Origin of the sequence: Propionivibrio sp., assembly GCF_049316945.1 — a bacterium.
GTDB lineage: Bacteria > Pseudomonadota > Gammaproteobacteria > Burkholderiales > Rhodocyclaceae > Propionivibrio.
Genome location: NZ_JBMOJE010000271.1, coordinates 1 through 3,374, shown reverse-complemented (window position 1 = coordinate 3,374; position 3,374 = coordinate 1). Strand labels below are relative to the sequence as shown.

The following is a 3,374-nucleotide window of genomic DNA, read 5'->3' as shown; positions in this document are numbered from 1 at the left end:
CGGAGCAAAAATATGTCATCGGGGTTTGCCGAGGTGTTCATGCGTCAATGCTGCAGCAACATGGCTTGTTCTGAAGCCAATGGATGTTAAAGAAGCCAAGAAAAACGCGCCAAACGTCCACATGGCCCCTGAAGCATTAACTAGTCTGAAAGGCCGAGGAGACGGCTATCTCCGCGACCGTTCCTCTGCTCGTGCAAAAAGAATTCAAGTAAAACCTCTACCTAGTGAAGGGCCAAAGGAATGATCAAGAGGGATTTTGAATCGATCTCTAGCGACAAGGACGTCCGTGACATCATCGTGAAGTACGCATGAAGTCATTTAGAAAAATCAACTTGTAATCTCGGTGAATGGAGGGGGTAACCTGCAAAGACGCCGTACATCTGGACTAACTTTCATGCAGCAGTGACGCAGCGCCCCTGATTATGAAATAATTTAAAAATCGCGATTTTGGTTGCGAGTTTTTTATTGCCTTGAATCAGAGTTATTTCACGCTAACGTTGACCTCTCCGGCCCTGTTGCTAATGAGTCTGATCTGCATGTAGTTAAGCTAACCATCATCGGACAAAGCGGGAAGTCTATTTATCAGAATGAGCTACGGTTTCCAGAATAGCTTTAAGCCAGTGCGGCTTTCGTTGCCATCTCTCACAAAACCAAAACATATGCCATCGCGAACTCAACAGCCGACACCCCGCAAAGCCTTGTGCAGCAAGGGTTTCAAAATTCTGCACTAAAATCCCGAAGTCCGGAGGTTTCGAGAAAAAGCACGCTAAGAACGCCATTTCGGGGTGTTTTATGCTTCCGGATTAATTTCGAGGTGCGGAGGTATAAACGAAAAACCCCACAAACACTGGCGTGTAGCGGGGTTATCGAATTGGCTAAAGAGAGTTAGCCAAGGTATTCCTGGCGGAGACGGAGGGATTCGAACCCTCGATTCAGGTTTTGCCCGAATGCTCCCTTAGCAGGGGAGTGCCTTCGACCTCTCGGCCACGTCTCCAGAAGGGCGCGATGATAGCCTTTTCACCCCGCCCGGTCAAACCACTACCATACTCTAAATGGTATTAATCGGCTTTTTCGAGTCCAAAAGTCTTGTGCAGGACTCGAACGGCGAGTTCAAGATACTTTTCTTCGATCACGACCGAAATCTTTATTTCGGAAGTTGAAATCATCTGGATGTTGATTCCCTCGGCGCCCAGCGCACTGAACATTTTGCTGGCAACGCCCGGGTGGGAGCGCATTCCAACTCCTACTGCAGAAACCTTGCAGGTCTTGTTGTCGCCGACAACACCGCGCGCATTCATCTTGGCAGTGACTTCCTTGAGAACCTCAAGCGCCTTGTTGTAATCAGCGCGATTGACTGTGAAAGAGAAGTCGGTGGTGCCATCATGGCCAACATTCTGAATGATCATGTCTACGTCAATATTGGCCTCGGCAATCGGGCCAAGAACCTGATAGGCGATGCCTGGGCGATCTGGAACACCAAGCACGGTAAGCTTGGCTTCATCACGATTGAAGGCGATTCCGGAGATGATCGGTTGTTCCATTTTATTTTCTTCCTCAACAGTGATCAGGGTGCCTTCACCTTCGTCCAGGAAACTGGAGAGCACCCGCAGTTTGACTTTGTATTTGCCGGCGAATTCGACAGAGCGGATCTGCAGTACCTTTGAGCCCAGACTGGCCATTTCCAGCATCTCTTCAAAGGTAATTGTGTCGAGTTTGCGCGCCTCCGGCACAACGCGCGGGTCAGTAGTATAGACCCCATCAACGTCAGTATATATCTGGCATTCGTCAGCCTTCAACGCCGCAGCCAGCGCTACAGCTGAGGTATCGGAACCGCCACGGCCGAGTGTCGTGATGTTTCCGTGTTCATCGGCGCCCTGGAACCCGGCGACGACAACGACATGGCCTTCGGCCAGATCCTTGCGGATTTTTTCATCGGCGATTTGCAGGATGCGCGCTTTGGTGAAGGTACTGTCGGTCAGCACACGCACCTGCGCACCAGTGTAGCTTTTCGCCTTGAGTCCTTCCTCGTGCATAGCCATGGCCAGCAGGGCGATGGTGACCTGCTCACCGGTCGAGGCAATGACATCGAGTTCACGTGGGTCGGGTGCATCAGAAATCTCCCTGGCCAGCCCGATCAGGCGGTTGGTCTCGCCGGACATGGCCGAGGGAACGACAATGATGTCATGCCCCTGAGCTTTCCAGCGGGCCACTCGTCTGGCCACGTTTTTGATACGGTCCGTCGTTGCCACCGACGTGCCGCCGAATTTCTGAACTATCAGCGCCATACAAAATCCAATTTTTGGTCACGAAAGGTCGCGATTCTACCGCAATGTCGCGTTGAAACATAAGGCTAATTTCGCAAGGGAAAGTGGAGAGCAGGTTAGTCGCATGTTCTTTTAACATGCTACTTGCAATCAATTATGAGCATATACTATAATTGCAGCGTATAACGAAAGTTATATGGGAAAGATAATCGACCGAGGCCAATAGAGCCTCGACAAACCTACGGCACTTAGCCATATGAAAGGATCAAAATGAACAGCACAAAAACCATCGAAAAGACCGATCCCCGCGAGATTCGTCACAAACTTGGTTTGAATCAGCAGCAGTTCTGGTCAAAAATCGGCGTCACGCAAAGTGGCGGTTCGCGCTACGAGAGCGGACGCAACATGCCGCGCCCAGTCCGCGAGTTGCTCCGTCTCGTGCACGTCGAACAGATCGACATTCAGCGCATTAAGCGCGAAGACATGGATGTCGTCGAGTACTTGAAGAGTGAAGAATCGGAACTTTTCAAGACGCTAAAGAAGTCAGCCAAAGCCAAGAAAAAAGCGGGTTGATCTTCACCGCACTCAGGGGGCGACAATAACCTCGATGCCTAGCGAGGATACGCATCTGGCAAAGCGCTGGAAGCATTGTTGCGATAGATTTGATAGCCTTGCCGCATCAGGCTGGAATGACGGGCGTGCCAAAGAGTAAAGATGCACGCCCATTATCTTTCCTTTGAACGATTTGACGAGTTCAAGATAGACTGATCGATCCGCCTCCTCACCATTGATCGCAAAATAGCAGACCTGTAGCCATGTCGGTGCCAATTTAGCGCATTGCAACAAAGACGCCATGATTTTAGGATGCCATTGACTCGCTCGATACCTGGCTTCGTGGCGCGATTGAATTTGAGCCAGACCTCTCCGTTCAGTGCTCCGATACTGGCGATTTCCTTGCGCACTGCCAGTCTGTGGATAAGGCTGCCGTTGGTAATCAAACGCAGCTTGACGCTGTCAAGCAACTCGAATTCCCGCAACACACGACTGACACGTAAGCAGCAGTTCTCATTTCAAAATATTCGCTTGCAATAGAGGATCGTTTCCACGGAA

General features: G+C 50.6%; 3 protein-coding genes and 1 tRNA gene. 2 read left to right on the top strand and 2 right to left on the bottom strand.

Annotation, left to right across the window (positions count from 1 at the left end):
• Positions 1–244 (top strand): hypothetical protein (locus ACOYNV_RS26850; protein ID WP_422902880.1); only part of this gene is annotated, 244 nt, incomplete at its 5' end.
• A gap of 657 nt (positions 245–901) precedes the next feature.
• Here the strand turns inward: ACOYNV_RS26850 and ACOYNV_RS26845 are convergent.
• Positions 902–994, bottom strand: a tRNA-Ser gene (locus ACOYNV_RS26845).
• 64 nt (positions 995–1,058) lie between these two features.
• The gene (locus ACOYNV_RS26840) at positions 1,059–2,285 is read right to left on the bottom strand and encodes an aspartate kinase (protein ID WP_422902879.1); all 1,227 of its coding nucleotides are present in this window, start codon (positions 2,283–2,285) and stop codon (positions 1,059–1,061) included.
• 249 nt (positions 2,286–2,534) lie between these two features.
• Here ACOYNV_RS26840 and ACOYNV_RS26835 point away from each other — a divergent pair, with 249 nt between their 5' ends.
• Positions 2,535–2,837 (top strand): helix-turn-helix domain-containing protein, encoded by a 303-nt coding sequence (locus tag ACOYNV_RS26835; protein ID WP_422902878.1) that lies wholly within the window; start codon positions 2,535–2,537, stop codon positions 2,835–2,837.
• Positions 2,838–3,374 lie beyond the last annotated feature (537 nt).

Bases quoted from the DNA above. Each gene is read 5' to 3' on its own strand.
- ACOYNV_RS26840 (WP_422902879.1), bottom strand. From the start codon at position 2,285: ATGGCGCTGATAGTTCAGAAATTCGGCGGCACGTCGGTGGCAACGACG.
- ACOYNV_RS26835 (WP_422902878.1), top strand. From the start codon at position 2,535: ATGAACAGCACAAAAACCATCGAAAAGACCGATCCCCGCGAGATTCGT.